The sequence below is a fragment of the bacterium genome (assembly GCA_016699045.1).
Lineage (GTDB): Bacteria > Babelota > Babeliae > Babelales > RVW-14 > AaIE-18.
This window is the reverse complement of sequence record CP064957.1, coordinates 1,104,098-1,128,581: the sequence shown is the minus strand read 5'-3', so window position 1 is coordinate 1,128,581 and position 24,484 is coordinate 1,104,098. Positions and strand designations below refer to the sequence as shown.

At 41.2% G+C, this 24,484-nt stretch carries 12 protein-coding genes; all 12 read left to right on the top strand.

What is annotated here, in order from left to right; all coding sequences use genetic code 11:
* Nucleotides 1–31 precede the first annotated feature (31 nt).
* The 12 genes from IPF37_05075 (at nucleotide 32) to IPF37_05020 (ending at nucleotide 24,474) form a co-directional block, all read left to right on the top strand.
* On the top strand, nucleotides 32–667 hold the full coding sequence (locus IPF37_05075) for an Hsp20/alpha crystallin family protein (GenBank protein QQR48904.1): 636 nt from the start codon (nucleotides 32–34) through the stop codon (nucleotides 665–667).
* Nucleotides 668–838: 171 nt separating this feature from the next.
* Entirely contained in the window at nucleotides 839–3,490 is a 2,652-nt protein-coding gene (locus IPF37_05070; GenBank protein ID QQR48903.1) for a WD40 repeat domain-containing protein, read from the top strand.
* 10 nt (nucleotides 3,491–3,500) lie between these two features.
* Nucleotides 3,501–6,215, top strand: coding sequence for a hypothetical protein (locus IPF37_05065; protein QQR48902.1), 2,715 nt, complete (start codon nucleotides 3,501–3,503; stop codon nucleotides 6,213–6,215).
* A 7-nt stretch (nucleotides 6,216–6,222) separates the two neighbouring features.
* Nucleotides 6,223–8,922, top strand: coding sequence for a WD40 repeat domain-containing protein (locus IPF37_05060; protein ID QQR48901.1), 2,700 nt, complete (start codon nucleotides 6,223–6,225; stop codon nucleotides 8,920–8,922).
* A 5-nt stretch (nucleotides 8,923–8,927) separates the two neighbouring features.
* On the top strand, nucleotides 8,928–9,959 hold the full coding sequence (locus IPF37_05055; GenBank protein ID QQR48900.1) for a hypothetical protein: 1,032 nt from the start codon (nucleotides 8,928–8,930) through the stop codon (nucleotides 9,957–9,959).
* Nucleotides 9,960–9,979: 20 nt separating this feature from the next.
* Complete coding sequence (locus tag IPF37_05050) at nucleotides 9,980–12,016, top strand: WD40 repeat domain-containing protein (GenBank protein QQR48899.1); 2,037 nt, start codon at nucleotides 9,980–9,982, stop codon at nucleotides 12,014–12,016.
* A gap of 142 nt (nucleotides 12,017–12,158) precedes the next feature.
* The gene (locus IPF37_05045; GenBank protein QQR48898.1) at nucleotides 12,159–13,856 is read left to right on the top strand and encodes a hypothetical protein; all 1,698 of its coding nucleotides are present in this window, start codon (nucleotides 12,159–12,161) and stop codon (nucleotides 13,854–13,856) included.
* A gap of 12 nt (nucleotides 13,857–13,868) precedes the next feature.
* Nucleotides 13,869–16,586 carry a WD40 repeat domain-containing protein gene (locus tag IPF37_05040; GenBank protein ID QQR48897.1) on the top strand — a complete coding sequence of 906 codons (2,718 nt, stop codon included), beginning with the start codon at nucleotides 13,869–13,871 and terminating at the stop codon, nucleotides 16,584–16,586.
* Between the two features lie 2 nt (nucleotides 16,587–16,588).
* Entirely contained in the window at nucleotides 16,589–19,444 is a 2,856-nt protein-coding gene (locus IPF37_05035; protein QQR48896.1) for a PD40 domain-containing protein, read from the top strand.
* A 19-nt stretch (nucleotides 19,445–19,463) separates the two neighbouring features.
* Nucleotides 19,464–21,518, top strand: a complete 2,055-nt coding sequence (locus IPF37_05030) for a WD40 repeat domain-containing protein (GenBank protein ID QQR48895.1) — start codon at nucleotides 19,464–19,466, stop codon at nucleotides 21,516–21,518.
* Between the two features lie 19 nt (nucleotides 21,519–21,537).
* Entirely contained in the window at nucleotides 21,538–23,646 is a 2,109-nt protein-coding gene (locus IPF37_05025; GenBank protein QQR48894.1) for a PD40 domain-containing protein, read from the top strand.
* Nucleotides 23,647–23,766: 120 nt separating this feature from the next.
* Nucleotides 23,767–24,474, top strand: coding sequence for a MotA/TolQ/ExbB proton channel family protein (locus tag IPF37_05020; protein QQR48893.1), 708 nt, complete (start codon nucleotides 23,767–23,769; stop codon nucleotides 24,472–24,474).
* Nucleotides 24,475–24,484: the final 10 nt, after the last annotated feature.

The following is a 24,484-nucleotide window of genomic DNA, read 5'->3' as shown; positions in this document are numbered from 1 at the left end:
TATTTGAATAATAACCACAAGGAGATTACTCATGTTTGACTTGTTATTACAAAAAATCAAACCCGACATTCTTGTTCGAGCAACCGAAATAGATCGGCTTTCTGACAAAGTAAAGAAACAGAGTGGTGAACTTTTAGCTAAATTAAAGGAACATAAACCACAAAATGAACGTTTCTTGCAGCATTTACATGATGAAGTAAAAACGGTTTTTACCTATTTAAAGCAAAGTAGCGATTGGCTTGAACACATGGTAAACTACCTTGAAAAAGAAAAAGAAAGACGTTATCTGTTAGACTTTACTTGTAAATTCAATGTCACTGAGAAAAAAGAAGCCAACTATTACCTTCTTTCTGTCAATTTGCCTGGCTTTCAAAAAGAAAATATGAATTTTAACGTTCAAGGCAAAGACCATCAGGCTATTATCACGGCAGAAAAACGCACGCCTCAAAACGACGAAAGATTCCATTATTCTGAAAGTTATTTTTCTTCGCAAACTATCAATGGCCGCACTAAAAAAATTGAGTACAAAGACGGCAATTTAAAAATAATCGCTGACTTGCCAAACAACGTTGATGTAAAAAATTTCACCAGCACGATCGACGAGGAAAAAGCAACAATTAACTTCCAAATCAAAACTACTGAAACCAAACAGATTGATCAAAAATAGTCTTTGACTATCTTTGATTTTTGAACAAAAAAAGAGATTTATTCCAAAGAGCGATAGGGCATGGTTATGCTTTATCGCTCTTTTTTATACTCAAAAAAATAGATTGCACAAATCTCAGACGTTTGCTACGGTGGTTCGTATAAAAAAAAGAGAGTCACCAAGAAGAGAGTAATGAAGATGAAACGTGTTTCGACCGTTTATTTTTTTTGTGCAATTTTTACTATCATTTCTTTATCAACCCCAACCAATCTTTTTAGCGCACTTAAATTTGTCAGTCGCAATTCAAATCTTGTTATTAATCCACAACCAGACTCTCGAGTCGGTTTGAATAAACTTTCTCAAATTTCTGGTTTTCCACAAGATTCTATTATCAAGATTTATGGAAACAATGCACCGAGCTCTTGGACAGAAGCTTATACTGACGAAGTTACCATTGGGCCTAACAACATCCACCAACCAAGCAATATGGTTTACAACAATAGTAACGTTCTCGCTAATCTTTCTACGCTGACTGTCAACAACAGTAACGCAACCGCCCCTTTACCACGACAAATTATTAACGACAGTAGTACGCTTATTTCATTGACTACGCTCACCAGAGTCGATAGCAACCTTATTCTCTATCTCCATCGCTTAGAAAAAAATAATAGTAATGCTATTGTTTCTGCCATTAACACCAATAACCTGTTAGTGCGCAGTAACAGCCAAGCAATTGTAAATCTCAGCATTCTTGTTAATGCCAATAGTAACGTCATTGCTGCTTCAAGCGCTCTTGCTAAAACCACCAGTACGGCAATTATTGGCGCACAAAAATCAATCCGGCACAACAGTAGTACCATCATCACCATATCAAGACTCAACAGAACCACCAGCAATCTCATTAACTCTTTGGCCACACAGTACAACGCTATTGCCCAAACCGTTGCTACACATTCCCACTTTGTCGCTCACTCCACTATCAATGGCAAATTATATTTTTATAAAGCAGGTTTTGACGTTTCATATCTCAAAACATTATCGCTCAATACACCAGTACCCGTCAGCGGCAATATTAGCCTGAATAGTAATAATAAAAACGTTACCAATGGCGGAACTCTTTCCCTTGGCGGTGATTTATATTTGGGATCCAATGCCTACCTCACCGGTGGTGGTTTTATTGCTGGCAATAACTATTCGCTACAAATAACGGGCAGTATAACCCTACCAAGCAATTCAACATGGCAAATAACCAGCAACCTCCTGATTAATGGCAACGACAACACACTTGCTTTTGGGCCAGAAGCACAGATATTACTCAACCCGAATGTAAGCGTAACACTTAAAAACATGCATATAAAAACTAGTCCCACCAATCCAAATATTCCAATTTTGAAATGCGTTGATCAGACAGGAATCCTGACTCTTGATAATGTAACTATCGATTTAGCCAACGATTTTTCATTCAGAACTGGTCGCTTATTTTTTAACAATGATGTCCGATTTACCGGTACTTCTCGCTTTATTTATCAATCGTGGATGCAAAGTTATGTAACCCCACAATCTTTGTTAACATTCGATCCTGGAACCACGCTTTATTACTATCCAAGTTCAACCAATCAAGATTTACTCAAACTCGTTGATGAATCTGCAGGTATTTACTTAAAAGGTTCTGGCACAACGTTGCAAACAACGCTCACCGGCATGCGCTTAACAAAAGGCCGTTTATGGCTTGATAACAAAGTTACCATCACCACCACTGCCACAACTAATCTTTCTTCAGTAACTAATTTGTTTACCACAGCGGTAGCCAACCTTTCTTATGGGGGAGATGTCTCGCCAAACGGACTCTACCTTGCTGAACCAAACACTTCAACGGATACCATTGCTCTTTATAGAATTAATGCCAGCAGCATCACACAGCTTTTCACCGCGGCATCCTCAAGCAACAACCTTATTGCCGTAAAATGGAACCCTGATGGAACCCATTTTCTCTATAACGGCAACAATCCCATAGGCTCTGCTCATATTAATCTAGCCCGTTTCAACCAAACCGGCATGACAAGAATTTGGAATACCACAATATCTTCTGCTAATCATGATTTCGCCTGGGCTCCTAACGGTAGGTATTTTGCTCTACTAATAGACGCGGCTAGTAATTATATAAATATTTATAGCTTTAATGACGTTGCAACAGTCACGTTGGTTGCAAGTACCAGCGTCTCAGGTGCTGCTAATATCATTTGGCACCCAAACAGCAGCATCATTGCTTTAGGCCATTCCTCCACCGTCAGACTTTGTACCTTTGATGGTGCCTCATTAACAACCTTGTCTACCTTAACGTTACCAACATCTTCAACCACTAGCTCCGGGTTGGCCTTTGATCCAAGTGGCACCCATCTTGCAGTAATCACAACTACAAACTTGTATGTCTACTACTTTAATGGCAAAACTCTCTCACAAATAACAGGTGTTACCATTGCTTCAACCTCTGCAACGCCTGGTCTTTTACAGTGGGATCCCTCAGGGCAATACATTGCGGTATCTCACAACGCCTCAACAAGAATTTATACTAAATATGGCACACAACTCGCTAGCATAACCACGAGCGGTACGCGCGGATTAAGATGGTTGAGTAATGGTACGACACTATTTTTTGACGATACGGCCAAGGTGTACTTTTACACCATGAATTACACCATTGAAAAATCCGCAAGGCAAGCTATGACCAACGGCCTCGTTTTTGGCAACTCAACCTTAGGCAGCAGCTCAGACCTCGATGTATATTTTTTGGCAGGTGCACGTATAGATCTTAACGGTATGTTGTTTTATAACAATGTGAATTAAAGAAAAAATTATGAAAAAAATTATTTTTTTTATTATAACATACCTTCTTGTTTCTAGCTCTGCACGCGCTAATCTTGATTTTTGCAATCGAAACGCTCATATAACTCTTAGTCCCAATACCAGCAAGCTACGGCTCAACAAACTAGCAAGTATTACAGGATGGACGCAAGATTCAATTATTAATGCGTATGGCAACAACGCAGCAACAAGCTGGACAGAAAGCTATACCAATAACGTTATCATTGGTACTGGCAGAATTTCTGCACCAACTAATATGGTTTACAACAATAGTAATACTATTAAAAGCACCGCCGCTCTGATCAAACAAACGAGTAATGCCCTTGCTTCATCATTGCTAACAAGCATCAAAAATAATAGTAATGCCATCAATGCTTTCGCTTCGCCAACCAAAAGAAACGCTAACAACAGCAATGCGGTAATCGCTCTTAACACAATACTAAAAAATGACAGCAACACGGTATTTGGTTGGCAGGAAACTGTTATTAATAACAGCAACACGATTATCACTCAAAATCGATTAGTATATAATAATAGTAACGTTATAACTTACACCCCTCAAACAACACTCATTCGTACCTCTAGCAATGTCATTATTTCAACAAATCCAACCTCGCTAAAAAGTTTTATTCGTTTCAATAGTAATGCCATTATCCGTCTATTAAATGATACTTTGTTAATCAATAATAGCAAAGCTCTCAACAATTTTATTGTACAAAGAATTGCCACACACTCACACTTTGCTTCAAATACAACGATCAACAATTTTAATCTCTATCAAGCTGGTTTGGACGTCGCAGCTGGCAAAACTTTAACACTTAACACACCACTACCAGTCAACGGAAATATTTCTCTCAACGGCACCGACGGCTTTTTAATAAATGCCGGCACACTTTCATTGAGAGGCGATTTATCTCTTGGTTCTAATGCTTACCTAACAAACGGTGGTTATATTTCCGGAAATGGTTACTCGATTCAAATGACAGACAGCTTAGTTTTACCGCCAGGCTCTTTATGGAAAATAACCAGCAATTTATTAATTAACGGTCATGGCAGCACGCTCTCTTTTGGTCCAGAAGCTCAATTATTACTTGCCAGCAACGTAAGCTTGACGTTGAGAAATATGCACATTCAAACAAGTCCCAACAGTCCTAATATTCCAATTTTAAAATGTTTAGATCAAAAAGGAATTATCACACTTGATAATGTAACACTCGAATTAGCTAACGATTTTCCATTCAGAACTGGTCGCTTATTTTTTACCAATGATGTCAGATTTACCGGTACTTCACGCTTTATTTATCAATCGTGGATGCAAAGTTATGTAACACCACAATCACTTTTGACATTCGATCCAGGTACCACCTTGTATTACTATCCAAGCTCAACCAATAAAGATTTACTCCAACTCGTTGATAAATCTGCAGGCATTTACTTAAACGGTTCTGGCACAACGTTGCAAACAACGCTCACCGGCATGCGTTTAACAAAAGGCCGTTTATGGCTTGACAACAAAGTTACCTTGAGCACCAGTGCCGCCACCGCTTTGGATTTAGTAACGCAAGTAACCGCTATTAATTATGGCTCTGCGGTCAACTCTGTAGCATGGTCACCAAATCGACGTTATTTGGCGGTTAGCGGAACTGTACCCAACGGCGACAATGAAGTACAAGTTTATAGCTACAATGATACAACATTATCGTTGGTCGCATCCATCGATTTTGGTGGCAATTGTTTACGCGTAAAATGGCACCCCGATGGTACTTATTTAGCTGCTGTTGGTGGGCCTTCAAACAATTTCAAAGTTTATAGTTTTAATGGAACAACGTTAACGCAAGTTGCCGCAACAACTGATGGCACCGGCAACACACAAGGCTTAGATTGGTCTTATGACGGAACGTATATTGCAATTGGACCTGTCAACGCTACCAGTACTTTTGAAATTAGAGTGTATAGTTTCAATGGCTCTTCGCTTACCAACATTGCTGGCGGCAGTATCGATCTTGGTGCAACTGCAGGAACACTTGCCAGCGGCGTGTCGTGGAATCCTCTTGGAACAATACTGGCAATCGGCGCAAATTCTACCGTAACGGGTGGCAATGAAATTCGTATGTATACCTGGAATGGCACCACGTTAACACTTAAAACAAGCGTAGATTATGGCGCTGCCAACGGCGTAAATTATATAGAGTTTGACCCAAGTGGTCTCAATGTTGCTGTTGGCGGGCAAGGACCAACCAATGGCAATGAGCTTCAAATTTATCGATTTAATGGTTCAACACTCTTGCTCGTTACCAGCGTTGATTATGGCACTGCAGTAAACGAAGTTCATTGGGATCCTTCTGGTCGCTACTTGGCTGTTGGCGGAACAGGCCCAACCAACGGCAATGAGCTACACTTTTATAGGTTTGATGGCGCTAGTTTGTCACTCATTACCAGTCAAGATTATGGCACCGCCATTAACGGCCTTTCATGGAGCTCTGATGGCGCAACCATTGCCATCGGAGGACAAACAGCCACCACTAATCATAACGAAATTGAAACATACAGCGTCACTTATCGCTTTGATACGTTGCGCCAAGCACTCAGTAATAGTATTAATATTGGCAACTCAACCTTAGGTATCAGCTCAGACCTTGATGTTTATTTCTTGGCAGGCGCACGTATAGAACTTGACGGTATGTTGTTTTATAACAATGTGAATTAAAAAATTTATGAAAAAGATTATGAAAAAAATTATTCTTTTCTTAATTCCTTATCTTTTTTATTCAAACACGGCACACAGCATTACCGATTTTGCCAACGAAGATGCAAGGCTGATTATTGGTAATTTAAGCGGCGTTCAATCATCACAACTTAAAATTGTTACGCCTGCCAATATTACAGGCTGGACGCAAGATTCGATTGTCAAAAGTTTTGTCAGTAACGCAGCAAGCTGGACAGAAACCTACACTGCTGGCGTTGTTATTGGCTCTGGTCGCAAAAGTGCACCGTCAAACATGGTTTACAACAATAGTAACGCTATTGTTCTTTTTACAAGCCCAGCAAGTATCGCTTTAAATAGAGCCAACAGTAACGTCCTTGCCAATTTACCAAACAACAGCTCTGCCATCGCTACGCTTGCTCGCCTGGAACTCAACAACAGTAACGATCTGGTTACCTTACCTGGACTCATTAAAACAATGAGTAATGCCATTCTCAATTTTACTACTCAAACCAAAAATCAAAGTAACTCAATTATTACGCTTTATCGCAAAGTAAGAGCTAACAGCCAAGCCGCAAGAGTGCTCAGTACACGTGTTAAAGGCAATAGCAATGCGCTTGTCAGTACTATTCTTCCACTCGTGCGCTTCAATAGTAACGCGTTGATATCAAACTTCTCTGCCAGCCTTTATTCTACGAATAGTAATGCTGCCAATTTTCTGAAAAGCAATTTTCCAGTTCAACTTCTTTCAACACATTCACATTTTGGCGCAACCACAACCATCAGCAATTTAAATCTCTATCAAAAGGGAATAGACGTTTCTGCCGGCAAAACACTAACGCTCAACACACCATTGCCCATCAACGGCAATATTGGACTTAATGACTCTGGCATTCTTTCGCTTGCGGGCGATTTGTATCTGGGCAGCACTGCCTACCTCACCAGCGATGGCTCTATTTCAGGCAATGGTTACTCGCTGATCATGACCAACTCATTAACCCTTCCTTCAAGTAGCACCTGGCAAATTATCAGTAACCTCCTGATCAATGGCAACGGCAGTACTTTATTTTTTGGGGCCAATGCTCAAATCACTCTCGCCAGCAACGTAAGCCTCACACTGAAAAATATGTACATTCAAACAAGTCCCAACAGTCCTAATATTCCAATTTTGAAATGTTTAGATCAAAAAGGAATTATCACACTTGATAATGTAACACTCGAATTAGCTAACGATTTTCCATTCAGAACTGGTCGCTTATTTTTTACCAATGATGTCAGATTTACCGGTACTTCACGCTTTATTTATCAATCGTGGATGCAAAGTTATGTAACGCCACAATCGCTTTTAACATTCGATCCAGGTACCACCTTGTATTACTATCCAAGCTCAACCAATAAAGATTTACTCCAACTCGTTGATAAATCTGCAGGCATTTACTTAAAAGGCTCTGGTACAACGTTGCAAACAACGAATACCGGTTTCCGCTTAACTAAGGGCCGTTTATGGATGGACAATAAAATAACCTTGACCACTCAAGCATCAACAGCACTTGATCTGGTAACGCAAGTAACCGCCATTAATTATGGCTCTGCGGTCAACTCAGTTGCATGGTCACCAAATCGACGTTATTTAGCAGTTGGTGGCTCTGTCCCCAACGGCGACAATGAAGTACAAGTTTATAGCTACAATGATACAACATTATCATTGGTCGCTTCAGTCGATTTTGGCGGTGACTGTTTACGCGTAAAATGGCACCCAGATGGTACTTATTTAGCTGCGGTTGGTGGGCCTTCAAACAATTTCAAAGTTTATAGTTTTAATGGAACAACGTTAACGCAAGTTGCCGCAACAACGGATGGCACCGGCAACACACAAGGCTTAGATTGGTCTTATGACGGAACGTATATTGCAATTGGACCTGTCAACGCTACCAGTACTTTTGAAATTAGAGTGTATAGTTTCAATGGCTCTTCGCTTACCAACATTGCTGGCGGCAGTATCGATCTTGGTGCAACTGCAGGAACACTTGCCAGCGGCGTGTCGTGGAATCCTCTTGGAACAATACTGGCAATCGGCGCAAATTCTACCGTAACGGGTGGCAATGAAATTCGTATGTATACCTGGGATGGCACCACATTAACACTTAAAACAAGCGTAGATTATGGCGCCGCCAACGGCATAAATTATATTGAATTTGATCCAAGTGGTTTCAATGTTGCTGTTGGCGGGCAAGGACCGACCAATGGTAATGAGCTTCAAATTTATCGATTTAATGGTTCAACGCTTTTACTTGTTGCTAGTGTTGACTACGGTACTGCAGTAAACGAAGTTCATTGGGATCCTTCTGGTCGCTACTTGGCTGTTGGCGGAACAGCCCCAACAAACGGCAATGAATTACAATTTTATAGATTTGATGGCGCTAGTTTGTCACTCATTACCAGTCAAGATTATGGTACTGCTATTAACGGTCTTTCGTGGAGTGCCGATGGCGCAACGTTGGCAATTGGCGGACAAACTACTACGACAGGACACAACGAAATTGAAACCTATTCGATTGCTTATCGTTTTGATACGTTGCCTCAAGCTCTTACCAACGGTATTATTTTTGGTAATTCAGCATTAGGCATCAGTTCAGACCTTGATGTTTATTTCTTAGCAGGCGCACGTATAGAACTTAGCGGCATGTTTTTTTATAACGATGTAAATTAAAAATTATGATGAAAAAAATACTATTTTTTATCTCATTACACGCTATTCACTTTGTTCTTCCAACATATTTACTCGCAACAAGCTTAGTTGGTACCAGCAGCATTGTGTACAAAAACGCCAACTATATTTTTCGCAATGGCGACACATGCGAAGGTTTTGTTAGGCTTGATGACGGTTTTACTATTTTGGCAGGCGCTACCGTAACATTCGATACGTTTATCACCGTTTCTGCAGGAATGGATTTACGCTCAACCGGCAATTTATCGTTATTGAGCGATTTATTTTTTGATATCGACAGTACTTTTTCAAATGGTGGCACCATTAATGCTCGCAACAACACCATTCACTTGGGAACAAAAACCACCACGCAAGCTGGTAGCGTTTGGCAATTTGTTTCAAATGCTACGCTTGACGGACACGGAAACACATTAATTTTAGACGCATTTACGCAACTTTCACTTGCCGAAAACGTAAGCGTCACTTTAAAAAATATGTATCTCAAAACAACACATAACAACTCGAGCACCCCAATCATCAGTTGCGCAGGAGCGTCAAGCCAAATAACATTTGATAACGTTACTCTTGCACTAGCTGACAACTTTCCTTTCAGTACCGGTCGCATGTTTTTTAGCAACGATGTCGTGTTTACCGGCACCTCACAATTTATTTATCAATCATCAGCAGCTTGCTATGTTTTACCACAATCACTCGTAACGTTTGCACCAGGAACAACGCTCTATTATCTTCCAAGTGCAGCCAACAAAGATTTATTCCGTTTAACTGATAAATCTTCTGGGCTTTATTTTAACAGCAGCACCTTACTTTATACCGACACGGGCCTGCGCTTAACCACTGGCCGCTTATGGTTTGATAACAAAATTACCCTCAGCACCACGGTTCCTCAACGCGCAACGCTAACCAACGGCCTTGTATTTGGCAACGCAACCGCTGGTTCAACGTATGATATTGACATCTTTTTGATGGCAGGTTCCTACGTACAACTCAGCGGATTTTTAAAATACGACACTACCGTTTAAAAAAGCAGAGAAACATACTTATGAAAAGAATTATTTTTACGGCAACGCTCATCGTTAGTTTTTTTTCAGCACACACCAACGCCGCCAATCTTGATGGCACAAGTACCTTGGTTTATCAAAGCACTCGCTACACACCCAATAAAAACGATTCTGTTACCGGGTTTGTACGTATTAACGCCGGCTTTACCGCTCCAGTTGGCGGGGCGGTAATTATGGACACCATAACTTCTGTTTCTGGTCTCATTTACGGCACAGAACAAAACAGTACCGTAACACTCAATGGCAATTTAAAACTATCCTCGCAATCATCATTAAGCGGGGTATTCGATATTAGTGGACATGGCAACGTCATATTTTTTGATGGCAATTTAACATTACCGGCCAATAAAATTATGAGTTTTAGAACTGATACTATTATCGACGGGTGCGGTAACACCCTGACCTTTACCAATTATTCACAATTTTTAATCGACAACAGTGTAACGCTCACGCTACGCAATATGAAAATTAAAACAACGCACGCATCACTAGCACGCCCTTGCATTCGTTGTCAAAGTAACACCAGCCGCTTAGCTCTCGACAATGTTACTTTCGCATTGGCTGAAAATTTTGATTTTCGCAATGGACGCTTGTATTTCCACAATAGCGTGCGATTTACCGGCACTTCACAATTTATATATCGCTCAACACAAGCAAGCTACATATCCTCCGGTGCATTGTTAACGTTTGATCCAAATACCACGCTGTATTACTATCCAAGTTCAACAGCTCAAGATTTAATTCGATTGGTTGATCAAACTTCAAAACTTTATTTAAATAATGCCACCTTGCAAACAACACACACCGGCATGCTTTTGAGCAAAGGTAGTTTATTCCTTGACAATCTCGTTTCATTCAGCACGCGCGCCAACACCAAATTGTTAGGAATCACACTCAATACATCGCCAGCATCAGCAGCAGGATTCGAACAATTTCATTGGCGCCACGATAATCAATATATGGCCGCTGCAACAGGTGCCACCGCGCCACAACTTAGAGTCTACCGATGGAACGGCACCACCTTAACTTCCATAGCAACCGTTACCGCCACACGATTTAATACAGCCCAATGGAGCCCTTCTGGCAGATTTTTGGCAGTGGGTGGTTTTTCAATCACCAGCGCACAACCACAAGTACAAATTTTTAGATTTAATGGCACAACGCTCACGCGCGTTGCAACTTTTAACTACACCGCATTTAGCTCATCAACCAGAGGTGTTAATTCCGTTGCCTGGCACCCAAGTGAACAATTTTTAGCAGCTGGTGGTTTTCCTGTTTCAGGAAGCGGGGATGCGGTGCAGGTACTTAAATTCAATCAAGGAACATCACTCACGCTGGTAGCAAGCGACACGTTTGGCGGCACGCCAAACACTCCAGGCGTTCAAGAAGTTGCTTGGACTTCTGACGGCAACTACCTCCTCGTGGTAGGAACTGCTGGTGGCGCGAGCACGACTGGCATTATTATGTACAGTTTTGATGGATCATCACTTACAACCAAAGACTCCGTAGTTCTCAACAACGTACTTACCGGCGCCATCAGACCAGACGACCAATTCATAGCAATCGGCCTGAGCAACGCCAGTACCGTGAGGGCTTACTCATGGAACGGAAGCACGCTTGGCACCGCTATTACCTATGCCTACGGTACCACCGTCAACACGTTGCGATGGAGCTCTGACGGCCAATACATGGCTGTTGGCGGTACCGGCCCAACCAACAGCAACGAGCTACAGATTCTATCATTTAATGGCGCCACTATTTCACTTGTTGCCAGCGTAAACCAAGGGACCACCATACCAACCGTTGCGTGGACTCTTGATGACAGATATCTTGCATCTTACGCTGCAAGCGTTAACTACATTTACAACACCATTTACCAATTTGATTATCGTCCACAAGCAATAACCAACGGCCTTATTTTTGGCAACCCAAGCGAAGGAAGCGAATCAAATCTTTCTACCTATCTTTTAAGTGATGCACGCGTTGAAGTTGCAGGAGCTCTAACTTTAGCATCATAATAATACTCACCAATGAAAGATAATACTTGCCCATCAATGTTTTTTGATTTCTTTTAAAAAAAATATTTTTTAACTAGCATAAGCAGCAGACTTTTGCTACGGTGGTTTGTATAAAAAAAAGAGAGTCACCAAAGAGAGAGTAATGAAAATGAAACGTGTCACAACGGTTTACTTTTTTTGTGCGATTTTTAGCATCCTTTCTTTATCAACCTCAATCAATCTTTTTGGCACTCTTAAATTTGTCAGCCGCACTTCAAATATCGTTTTAGACCAACAACCAGGCACACGCGTTGGCTTGCGTAAAGTCTCACAGATTACCGGTTTTTCACAAGACTCAATTATCAAAGAGTACGGCAACAATTCGCCAACTTCATGGACCGAAAGTTACACAGCGGGCGTTCAAATTGGTTATGGTCGTCGACACCAACCAAGTAACATGGTCTATAACAACAGTAACGCATTCACTGCAATAGTTTCTTTAGCAATTCACAATAGCAATACCGTAGCACAACTACCCCGTCAAATTATTAATGACAGTAGCACGCTCATCAAATGGACCTCTTTTGCCAGAACCGATAGTAACTTACTTGTTTATTTATCTCGCTTAGAAAAAAACAATAGCAATGCACTCTTATCGGGCATAAACCTCAATCAATCAACTCTTACTGCTATCAAAAATGATAGTAATGCACTGATCGGTCTTCTTCCTTTAACCCGCGCAAACAGTAGCGTTATTATCAAGTTAAACAGACTTATAAAACAAAACTCTTCAGCAATTGTTGCCTTTAAAAACGCACAAGGAACTCTCATCAGAACAACCAGTAACGCAATTGTAAAATTCGGAAGAAACACTGACATTGCCATACAAAATAGCAACACTACCGTTTATTTTAAAAACAATTTTGTACAAATTATTTCAAATCACTCACGCTTTCAAGCAACAACCACCATTGCGCATCCTGCTTATTACCAAAATGGTATTACTGTTGACGCTGGAAAAACACTTAGCATCGCCAATCCTATTCACATAAACGGACGATTTAATTTAAGTGGCACTGGCATACTTTCTTTAATGAGTGATTTTACACTCAACTCAGATTGCTACTTAACCAATGGGGGTATTATTAAAGGCAACGGCTTCACGTTTGCCTTTACCTCTTCACTTGCCGTACCTGACAATAAAACCATCACCATTTCTGGCAATACCATTATTGAAGGTTACGATAACGTATTGGGATTTGGCGCACGTTCACAACTGATTTTGTCAAGCAATACCACACTTACCATAAAAAATACTATTCTTAGAAATACACGTAATAGCGCAGCAGCGCCACTGTTTCAGCCCGCCGGCCCCACTTCTCGTCTCTCGTTTAATAATGTTATTTTTGAACTTATCGGCGACATCGCATTCTTGCAAGGACAACTATTCTTTTATAATGAAATAAGCATTACCGGAACTTCTCAAGTCAGTTATCAAACACCAACAAAAGGCTATATCATGCCTCAATCACTCGTAACATTTTATCCTGGCTCATCTCTTTTTTATGCACCAAGTTCAACCAACAAAGATTTATTGCAATTGACCGATAAATCTTCAGTTCTCTACTTTAATGGTAGCAACTTATTATTCACCGACACCGGCATGCGCCTAACCAAAGGCCGTGTGTGGTTTGATAATAAAGTTACCTTGAGCACCACCAAACCACAGCGATCAACAATTACCAATGGTCTTAATTTTGGAAACTCATCAGCTGGCTCAACTTCAGATGTTGATGTCTTTGTATTTGCAGGAGCACGCGTACAACTAAGCGGTACATTATTTTATAACAACGTGAATTAAAAAATAATGACTATGAAAAAAATTATTACTCTTTTTCTCAGTAGCATTTTTTATTTCAACACAAGTCTGTGTATTTTTGATTTTGCCAATCGCGATGCACATCTGGCCGTTAACCAAGCAGCACACAGTCTGCTACGATTAGGAAAAGTTGCCAGCATTACTGGCTGGCCACAAGATTCTATTGTTAATGATTATGGCAATAACATTTCAACCAGTTGGGTTGAAAGTTACACCAACAACGTCGTACTTGGGACCGGCAGACGTAAAGCCCCTTCCAACATGGTTTACAATAACAGTAATACCGTTGCTACCAAACCAAATCTAGCAACGCTCATCATTCAAACAAGTAATGCTTTAACCCCCGCACGCTTATTATCAACAAAAAACAACAGCAATGCCATTAACGCATTTGCAGTGCTACGATACATAAAAAACAATAGTAGCGCTGTCATTGGCCTTAATAAATTTATCAGAACAGACAGTAATACGTTATTTTCGCTCTGCCAATACACTACCATTAGAAATAACAGTAACGTCATTGTTGCTTTAGGAAGACTCCCTAAACAGAATAGTAATGCTATTACTTCGCCACAAGTAACGAGCCTCATCAGGGGTAATAGCAATCTTATAAACATTATTGGGAAAACTATCACTGGCAATAGCAACGCAGTGAATGCTATCAATACAGCAGCAATTTTATCGCTCATTATAAATACAAGTAATGCTATTAACGCCTCTTATCCTTTTAACGATTCCGTCCAAATCATTCGTACTCGCTCAACTTTTTTAGCAAACACCACCATCAATCAATTGATTTCTTATCAAGGCGGCATCACCATCAATGCTGGAAAAACCCTGACACTCAACACTCCATTTCCAATTAGCGGCTTTATCTCCCTCAACTCCACCGGAAAACTTTCTTTGGGAAGTGATATTTATTTAAGTTCAAATACGTACCTCTCGCAAGGTGGCGATTTGTCCGGCAATGGCTACTCTCTCGTTTTGAGTAATAGTATTGTTCTTCCAGGACTCAGCACACTCAAAATAACCAGCAATACAACCTTAGACGGCCGCGGCAATAGAATATATTTACAACCACACGCACAAATTATGGTTGATTCAAATGTAAGTCTTACCATTAAAAATATGACCATTCAAACAACGAGAAACAACCCAAATATTCCTATCATTAAGTGCCTCACTCAACAAGGCAACGTAACCCTTGATAATGTAACCATCCAATTAGCTGATGATTTTCCATTTAGAGTTGGACGTCTCTTTTTTAATAACGATGTCACTATTTCAGGAACTTCACGTTTTATTTATCAATCATGGATGCAAAGCTACGTTATGCCACAATCTCTTTTAACGTTTGAACCAGGCACCACACTTTATTACTATCCAAGCTCAACTAATAAAGATTTAATCCAATTAACCAATCAATCATCAGGCATTTATTTACTTGGTTCTGGCACAACGCTGCAAACAACACTCACCGGCATGCGCTTAACAAAAGGCCGTTTATGGCTTGATAACAAAGTTACGTTGAGTACAAGCGCTGCTACGGCACTTGATCTGGTAACGCAAGTAACAGCCATCAATTATGGCTCAATAGCTAACTCTGTTGCCTGGTCACCAAATCGACGTTATTTGGCAGTTGGCGGATCTATACCCAATGGCGGCAATGAAGTACAAATTTATCGCTACAACGGGACAACGTTGACTTTGGTTACTTCTCTTGATTTTGGTGGTAACTGTTTACGCATAAAATGGAGCCCTGATGGTCGTTATTTAGCTGCTGTTGGTGGTCCTTCAAACAATTTCAAGGTTTATAGTTTTAATGGAACAACGTTAACACAAATTGCAGCAACAACGGATGGCACCGGCAACATGCAGGGCTTAGATTGGTCTCGAGACGGAACGTATATTGCCATTGGGCCTGTCAACGCTACCAGTACTTTTGAAATTAGAGTGTATAGTTTCAATGGCTCTTCGCTTACCAACATTGCTGGCGGCAGTATCGATCTTGGTGCAACTGCAGGAACACTTGCCAGCGGCATGTCGTGGAATCCGCTTGGAACAATACTTGCTATTGGCGCAAATTCTTCCGTAACGGGTGGTAATGAAATTCGTCTGTATACTTGGAATGGCACCACGTTAACACTTAAAACAAGCGTAGATTATGGCGCTGCCAACGGCGTAAATTATATTGAATTTGATCCAAGTGGCCTCAATGTTGCTGTTGGCGGGCAAGGCCCAACCAATAGTAATGAGCTTCAAATTTATCGATTTAATGGCTCAACGCTTTTACTGGTTACCAGCGTTGATTATGGTACGGCAGTAAACGAAGTTCATTGGGATCCTTCTGGTCGCTACTTAGCTGTTGGCGGAACTGGTCCTACAAACAGCAATGAACTACAATTTTATAAGTTTGATGGCACTAGTTTATCATTAATTACCAGCAACGATTACGGCACTGCCATTAACGGCCTTTCATGGAGTGCTGATGGAGCAACCATTGCTGTTGGCGGGCAAACAGCCACGGCCGGTCACAATGAAATAGAAGTATATAACATTGCTTATCGTTTCGACACTTCACTACAAGCCCTAACTAACGGCATTAATTTTGGAAATTCAGCATTGGGCAGCACCTTTGATTTAAATGTCTATGTACTAGCTGGCGCTCGAGCAGAACTTGATGGTTTATTATTTTATAACAATGTGAATTAACCATGATAACAAAAAAAAATATCCTTCTTATTATCAGTTATCTTTGTTGCGCTAACTCCACACAAGCAATCATTAACTTTTCTAATGAAGATGCAACATTAGTTATTGATGGATTAAATCAAGTTCCTGTTTCAAATTTTAAAATAACTAATACTGCTCAAATTACCGGCTGGACACAAGATTCTATCATTAAAAATTTTGTAAATTTTGCTGCCAATTGGACTGAAACATATACTGCCGGCGTTGAATTGGGTGCAGGCCGAAGACTACCATCTACCAACATGGTGGTAAATAATAGTAACGCCATCAATTTCTTTTCTACTTTAGCTGTCGCACTTCTCAATAAACAAAATAGTAACGCCATTGCAAAGCTTCCTCAAAACAGTAACGCCATTGCAGCACTAGCCCGTCTTGAACTTAGTAATAGTAACGATCTTGCCACCTTATCAAAACAAATTCGTGCCACGAGTAATACACTTCTAAAATGCTTAACCTCTATTGCCACAGCCGTTCAATTGAGAACAGAAAGTAATGCGGTTGCAAGTTTCAGAAAAATCGTCATTGGTAATAGTCAGGCTCTTCCACAACAATCGAAACTTGTTATTAATGGAAATAGTAACACTATTGCCAGTTTTAACCCAACGCTCTTGCGAACAACCAGTAATGCCTTCTTGGTCAAAAACAGCGCTTTTACAGCTCCTTATTTAACATTAACCAAAAATAATAGTACCACCCTCAATGCCGTAAACAATACCTTTCAAATGGTTTTAGGCCATTCAAACTTTGTTGGTGGCACGGTTAACAATATCATTCTTTATAAAGCAGGCATCACCGTTAATGCGGGCACAACGCTGACCTTGAGCACTCCCTTACCCTTGAGTGGCAATATTGCTCTGGGCAGCACAGGAGTCCTTTCGCTAGGCAGTGATTTAGATTTAGCTTCAGATGCCTACCTAACCCAAGGCGGCGCTATAAGCGGCAACAACTACTCGCTTGTTTTAAGTAATAGCTTTACTATCCCAGATCAACAATTCTTAGAAGTAGCTAATTCATTAATTTTTGATGGACATGGCAACACGTTAATGATTGGAAGAGGATCACAAATCATTGTTGATGCAAGCGTAAGTTTAACCTTGCGTAACATGACAATACAAACAACCTTTAACTCTCCTTCAACTCCATGGATAACCCTTTCGCCAACAAGTAATCTTACTCTTGATAACGTTGTACTCAACCTCTCAAATGACTTTTACTTCAACAATGGAAAACTATTTTTTCAGGACGTTGAAATTACTGGAACATCACAATTTATTTATAAGTCAACATCTCCTAGTTATATCCTCAGCAATCTCATATTTTCTCCTGGTTCTGGACTAAATTACGTACAACCAAATAACACCAATCAAGATAATCTGCGATTTGCCAACAATAGTGCTTCATTGATGTTGGATGGCTGCTCTCTCAGTACAACACCATTTTTACGCCTTGCGGGCGGTCGAGTTTTTTTTGATAACAAAGTCACCATCTCGGAAAGTACGCTATCATCTTCACAGCTTAGTTATAATTTTTCTGTGTCGGGATTTTATCCAGTCATCAATACCGGCGCCCAAAATTTGCTCAATCCGTATGGTGGATCTCAAATACGGACTGGCTACGCTTGGAGTTACGACAGCCAATATATGGTATTGAGCGGCAACCCAGTGCTGAGTAGCCCAGCTAATATGAATGTCGCACAACTTAACTTTGCAAACCAATCACTTGACATTCTTGTTACGGTAACCAATTCCAACGTTTCCGCCGTTCGGAGCATTTACTGCTCGTCATGGCACCCCAGCTCAGACTATATCCTTACCAGCAACGCTGGCGGCACTGGCGGAATGGGTGCAACTTCGGTAAAACTGTGGCGCTTCAATCGTACGCGGCCATCCAACTACTTGACACTCATTTACGACAATTTGCCAGGAGGTACTAATATTAATGACGCTAGCTCACACCCGGTCGCTTTTAGCTCTGATGGACTTCATTTTATCGTTGTTAAAGAATATCCTGGCAACAACCTCTTCGTCTTTTCTTTTGATTCAATTAGCGGCACCGCAGCCTTAGTACAGACGATACCCAACGTTACCGCAAATTACTCTTTTCGCCCCACGCCCCATGGCGGCATAAGTTGGCGAAAAGATGGAAAATATGTTGCTATCTTAACAACAACAAACGCCTCGAATTCATTTGTGAACATTTACAGCTATGATCCACAAGCAAGCAGCCCCCTCTCTCTTGTATCCTCTACCCGAATCTTTCAAGGTCTTGAAAATGCACACGCAATCAAATGGTCGCCAGATGGTTCATTAATCGCCATAACACAAGGTGAGTTCAACGGCGTTCATTTCTTTGCTTTTAAGCATGGCCAAATAGAATTAATTAAGACCGTACAATTTTCAACTGCCTATGATCCAAATCGCGTGTATTTATATATTGACTGCGATTGGACCCTTGACGGTAGATATTTGGCGCTGCGAGCAATCGATACAAGCGAGTATTTCCCTCTCTATTTCATTGATATTGCGAACAACTACAACCCGATTGTTGTCGTACCCAGCACGACGGACGTAGTCCCTCCGGCTGGGGTATCAAACGTTCTAACTAATTTCCAGTTCGACCCTACTGGAAACCTTTTATATTCAGCTATGACAACCGTATACACCGTAACCGCAAACACCTCTCTGACGCCAACATCAACAAGCAGTGGTCTCCTTTTTGGTAACTCAGCATTAGGATCTCAATATGATGCCAATGTCTATTTGTGTGCTGACAGTAACATCAATCTCTACGGTAATCTAAATTACGACTGCGTAAATTAAACATGAGCAGGAAAAAATCATGAAACGATTATTTAAGTTATTGTTTGCGCTTGCTGCATTTACCAATCATATTCAAGCAGTCAGCTTAAACGGCACTGCCGGCATTGTGTATATCAGCAACGGGTCGTACGTGTTTCGTAATTTTAACACAGCAACCGGCTTTGTACGATTGGGCGAAGGCTTTACTATTTTGGCTGGACAATCTGCCACACTTGATACTTTTATGACCGTTTCTGGCGGTATGGATTTACGCACCACTGGTTCATTAGGACTTTTAAGCGGTCTATATTTTGGCACAAATGTTACTTTTTCAAGCGGTGGAACTATCAACGCCCATGGAAACACGATTCACTTGGGATCAAAAACAACGCTACAAACCAGCAGCGTTTGGCAGTTTATTTCAGATGCCACCATCGACGGACATGGCAACACGTTATTGCTTCAACCACAGGTACAATTATTACTGGCAAGCAATGTGAGTGTAACATTAAAAAATATGTTTCTAGACACCACACGCAACAGCCCAAACATTCCTATCATTAAATGTCTTGATGGAACAGGTTATGTCACACTCGACAATGTTACTTTAGCATTAGCCGATAATTTCGAATTTAGAAATGGTCACCTATTTTTTAATAACGATGTCAGGTTTACCGGTACCGCAAGCTTCATTTATCAATCACCACAACAAAGCTATATTGCACCAAACTCATTTCTAACTTTTGATCCAAACACCACGCTCTACTACTACCCAAGCTCAACAAATAGAGATTTAATTCAAATGGTTGATCAATCATCAGTGCTTTATTTCAAAGGTCCAAACACTACGCTACAAACAACTACAACCGGCATGCGTTTAACCAAAGGGCGCTTGTGGATGGACAACCAGGTAACGCTAAGTACCCAAGCACAAACCGCATTAGATACCGTCACACAAATAACCGGCTTCAATTACGGTTCTGTGGTAAATTCAGTCGCGTGGTCGCCAAATCGACAATTCTTAGCCGTTAGTGGCGTTAGCGGGCTTGTCAACATTTATCAATTTGCAAACGCTCAAATTCTCTTAGTTGCTTCTACCAACTTTGGCGGCACCTGCTTGCGCGTTAAATGGAGCCCTGATGGTCGTTATGTAGCAGTTGCGGGTGGACCTAATGACAACATTAAAATATACAGCTTTAACAGCACAACGCTAACACTTAGTATCATAACCGCTCTTTCTTTAGGCACTGGCTTCAATATTCAAGGGCTTGATTGGTCACACAATGGCAAATTCATAGCCGTTGGTCCAAATACACCAACCAGTGGCAACGAAATTCAAATTTATAGTTTTAATGGTTTTTCTCTTACGTTGGTTACAAGCGTCAATCTTGGAGCAGCGGGAACTTTTGCTCCCGGCATAGCGTGGGGCCCTCATGATAATTTTCTTGCCATTGGCGCTAACTCGACCATTACCGGCGGCAATGAAATTCATGTCTACAGTTTTAACGGTTCAACGTTAACAGACCTAACCAGCATTAGCTATTCAACCGCCAACAGTGTTCAATACGTAGAATTTGATCAAGCAGGTCTTAATATTGCCGTCGGCGGACAATCACCAACCAGTGGTAATGAGCTTCAAATCTACCGCTTTAATGGAACATCACTACAACTCATTGCAAGTGCTAACTATGGCACGATTATCCAAGAACTACATTGGGACCCTTCAGGTCACTACTTAGTTATTGGTGGCAATAGCCCAGACAACGGTAATGAACTCCAGTTTTATCAATTCAATGGCACGACCTTAAGTCTAATATCCAATTTCAATTATGGCACAGGAGCCTCAATTAATGGTCTCTCGTGGAGTGCCGATGGCGCAATGTTAGCTCTTGGTGGACAAACAAGTGGTGCTGGAAACAATGAAATAGAAGTGTATTCAATTGCGTATCGTTTCGATACTACACGGCAAGGCCTTTCAAGCGGTCTCAGCTTTGGCAATTCAGTATTAGGCAGTACTTACGACTTACACGCCTATTTATTTTCTGGTTCTTATATCCAACTTTACGGAGTCTTGAATTATGATCCAGCAATCTAGTACCACGAAAAGAAAATTTATGAAAAAAATTATTATTATCATTGCCATTATCGACTTTTTTTCACGCTCTGCTTATGCCGTTAGTTTAAATGGCACCAGCTCGCTGGTATACCAGAGCACTCTTTACTCGCCAGCGAAAAACGACTCGGTAACTGGGTTTGTTCGACTCAACGCCGGTTTCAATCCGCCACTGCGCGGAGCAGTCATCATGGACAGCATTATCTCTGTATCCGGTCCCATTTCAGGTACTGAGTTCAACAGCACGGTAACGCTCAACGGCGACATGCGACTTTCATCGAAGGCCAGTATTAGCAATGCATTTGACATTAGCGGACATGGCAACACTATCACACTTGAAGGAGATATGACTCTCCCCCAAAATCAAATCATCGCTCTTAGAACCGATACTATTATTGATGGCAACGGCAACACGTTAACATTTGATAATCGCTCACAATTATTAATCGAAAACAATGTAACACTCACCTTGAAAAACTTGCATCTTCGCACAACTCGTTCACCATTTGCCCGCCCATGCGTTCGCGCACAAAATGAAACAAGTATACTTGCATTGGACAACGTAACATTGGCGCTCTCTGACGATTTTGATTGGAGAACTGGTCGTATGTATTTTCATCACAACGTACGCATTACCGGCACCAACTGCTTTTCATATCGCTCCCGCGTACCAAGTTACATAACATCAGGCGCGTTACTAACCTTCGATCCAGCAACTACCCTCTACTATAACCCATGCTCAACCGCGAAAGATTTAATTCGCTTGGTAGACCAAAGCTCAGGCCTTTTTTTCAACAATGCAACGCTCCAAACAACACACACCGGCATGACACTCAGCAAAGGTAACCTCTGGTTGGACAACCAAGTAAGCATTAGCACCAAAGCCAATACCAAATTTTTAGGCATAACACAAAAAGCAACCGTAGCTTATGGAACAACGGTACACGCACTCGATTGGCGTCATGATAATGCATTTTTAGCTGTTGGCGGAACAGGCCCAACTAATAGTAATGAATTCCACGTTTATAGCTGGAATGGTTCAACACTTACCTTAATCACCAGTGTCAACTATGGGACAAGAGTCGCAAGCGTTGCCTGGAGCCCTTCAGGCAGATTTGTAGCTATTGGCGGATGGAGCCCTTCAGCCTCTCCTGGCGCAACTCTAGAAACTAAAATTTATCGGTTTGATGGCACAACACTTACTCTTATCTGTGGCTTTAACTTTAGAGCAGATCATGCCTCCGCTGGTGTAAATAGCCTCTCCTGGCGACCCGATGAAGGATACATTGCCTTATGCGGTGGTTCAAACGTCTCTACTGATGTTCAAATTTTAAAATTTACTGGTGTATCACTCACATCAGTTGCAACCGATTCATTTCTCGGTGACGCCACTAACCCAGTTAACGGCATTACATGGACTTCTGATGGCGCCTTCATTGCAGCCACAGGAGGCATTAGTGGCAACGATACACGCATCTATCAGTTTACTGGCGGCGCTATAACCGCAGGAGGCGATGAAAGTGTAGATACCTCTACGGGAGTCCCCTTCGCTCTTGCATTCAGACCAGACAATCTATTTTTAGCAATCAGTGCCGTTAACCCTAGCGGTGCCGGGGGCTCAACTAACAATCTTAAAATTTTCTCATGGAATGGATCAACCTTAAATTCAATTACCGGCGCTGCCTTTACCTCCAACACTACCGATGGCATACGTTCACTCAAATGGAGTCCTGATGGTCAATACATTCTCTTGTGCGGCACCAACCCTAACACTGGTACAGGCCTGAATAATGAATTACAAATTTGGTCATTTGACGGCACTTCTCTTACCTTCATAACCGGCATTGACTCTGCAGCTAATGCTACTGGTGCGGGTGGTTTTGCTGTTGCCTGGAGTCCTGATGGCCAATACATTGCCTACGGAGGAGACACCGACGTTGATATCCAAGTCTACCAAGTTTTTTACACATACGAGCCAAAAACACAAGCACTAAGTAACGGCCTCACTTTTGGCAATGCAGCCGAAGGCAGCAACTCTAATCTTTCAGTCAATTTGTTCAGCAATGCACGCGTTGAAGTTGCCGGCGCGCTCGTAGATGAATCTGTTTAAGAACATACGAAGAATCAATCAATATTTGAGAGGAATTGAAAAACAATTCCTCTCTTTCTCTTTTTAGCATATAATCAAATGCAAAAAGGACATCTCGTTATTTATTATTGAAGGAACTTTATGTTTTCATTATTCAAGTCACCAATCTGGCATTTGATCGGCATTTCAGACTGGATTAGTAAATACGTTATTCTGCTCGGCCTTTTTATTCTTTCAGTCGTTTGTATTGCCATTGTTATTTATAAAACCATGTTGTTTGTTGAACAAAAAAAACAGATGAATGGCCTTATGCGCCGCATCAAAAATGCAAAAAATTTACAAGACATGGCAATCCTTGCGCATGAATTTAAAAAATGCGTGGGGGGGAAATTTTTGGAACGCAGCCTGTTGCAGCTCAAAACAATCCTTGAAAGAAAACAACATCCAACACAACCAAGCGATCAAGTCACGCGTTTAACACCAAAAGAGTTTGAACGCTTAGAATTATTTTTAGCACAAGAAGTTGGCAACTTGATTCATGAAGAAGAACAGTACTTGCCGATTTTGGCAACCAGCGCTACCGCATCACCGTTGATCGGTTTGTTTGGCACCATCTGGGGCCTCATTCATTCGTTTGTCAGCATCAGCCAAGAAAAAGCAGCAGACATTTCTGTTGTTGCTCCCGGCATTGCAGCAGCATTACTCACTACGTTGGCGGGCTTGATCGTTGCCATTCCAGCCATGATTGCGTTTCATTATTTTTCGCATCAGTTGCGCGCGCTTGACGTTGAACTTGAAAACATCCACGATCTTTTTTTGATGCAAATTACGCAACAATTTATGTCATAAAAAAGCTTAC

Bases quoted from the DNA above. Each gene is read 5' to 3' on its own strand.
- IPF37_05075 (QQR48904.1), top strand. From the start codon at position 32: ATGTTTGACTTGTTATTACAAAAAATCAAACCCGACATTCTTGTTCGA.
- IPF37_05070 (QQR48903.1), top strand. From the start codon at position 839: ATGAAGATGAAACGTGTTTCGACCGTTTATTTTTTTTGTGCAATTTTT.
- IPF37_05065 (QQR48902.1), top strand. From the start codon at position 3,501: ATGAAAAAAATTATTTTTTTTATTATAACATACCTTCTTGTTTCTAGC.
- IPF37_05060 (QQR48901.1), top strand. From the start codon at position 6,223: ATGAAAAAGATTATGAAAAAAATTATTCTTTTCTTAATTCCTTATCTT.
- IPF37_05055 (QQR48900.1), top strand. From the start codon at position 8,928: ATGATGAAAAAAATACTATTTTTTATCTCATTACACGCTATTCACTTT.
- IPF37_05050 (QQR48899.1), top strand. From the start codon at position 9,980: ATGAAAAGAATTATTTTTACGGCAACGCTCATCGTTAGTTTTTTTTCA.
- IPF37_05045 (QQR48898.1), top strand. From the start codon at position 12,159: ATGAAAATGAAACGTGTCACAACGGTTTACTTTTTTTGTGCGATTTTT.
- IPF37_05040 (QQR48897.1), top strand. From the start codon at position 13,869: ATGAAAAAAATTATTACTCTTTTTCTCAGTAGCATTTTTTATTTCAAC.
- IPF37_05035 (QQR48896.1), top strand. From the start codon at position 16,589: ATGATAACAAAAAAAAATATCCTTCTTATTATCAGTTATCTTTGTTGC.
- IPF37_05030 (QQR48895.1), top strand. From the start codon at position 19,464: ATGAAACGATTATTTAAGTTATTGTTTGCGCTTGCTGCATTTACCAAT.
- IPF37_05025 (QQR48894.1), top strand. From the start codon at position 21,538: ATGAAAAAAATTATTATTATCATTGCCATTATCGACTTTTTTTCACGC.
- IPF37_05020 (QQR48893.1), top strand. From the start codon at position 23,767: ATGTTTTCATTATTCAAGTCACCAATCTGGCATTTGATCGGCATTTCA.